Here is a 430-nt window from a genome sequence, read left to right on the forward strand (position 1 = left end):
CTCGATTTCGACGAGCACCGGCTGCACCGCAAGGCGCTGTCGGTGGCCTTCAAATCCGGGCCGATGAAGTCCTATCTCGGCGACCTCGATCGCGGCATCGCCGCGCGCGTCGCGCAGTGGAAGGCCAGGCCCGGCGAGATGCAGCTTTATCCGGCGATGAAGCAGCTCACGCTCGACCTCGCGGCGACGTCCTTCCTCGGCGCCGATATCGGCCCCGAGGTCGACGACATCAACCGCGCCTTCGTCGACATGGTCGCGGCCGCGGTCGCCCCGATCCGCCGACCCGTGCCGGGCACACAGATGGCGCGCGGCGTCGCGGGGCGCCAGCGGATCGTCGCCTATTTCCGCAAACAGATCCCGCTCCGCCGCGGCAATCTCGGCGGCGATGATCTGTTCTCGCAGCTCTGCCGCGCCACGCATGAGAACGGCG

At 69.1% G+C, this 430-nt stretch carries 1 protein-coding gene; it reads left to right on the forward strand.

The window, feature by feature from the left end; translation table 11 throughout:
- A partial coding sequence (locus AACY08_RS30085; protein WP_339472731.1) for a hypothetical protein occupies positions 1 to 430 on the forward strand: 430 nt, incomplete at both ends.

Source organism: Pseudomonas sp. EL_65y_Pfl1_R83, assembly GCF_963970695.1.
Taxonomy (GTDB): domain Bacteria; phylum Pseudomonadota; class Gammaproteobacteria; order Pseudomonadales; family Pseudomonadaceae; genus Aquipseudomonas; species Aquipseudomonas tritici.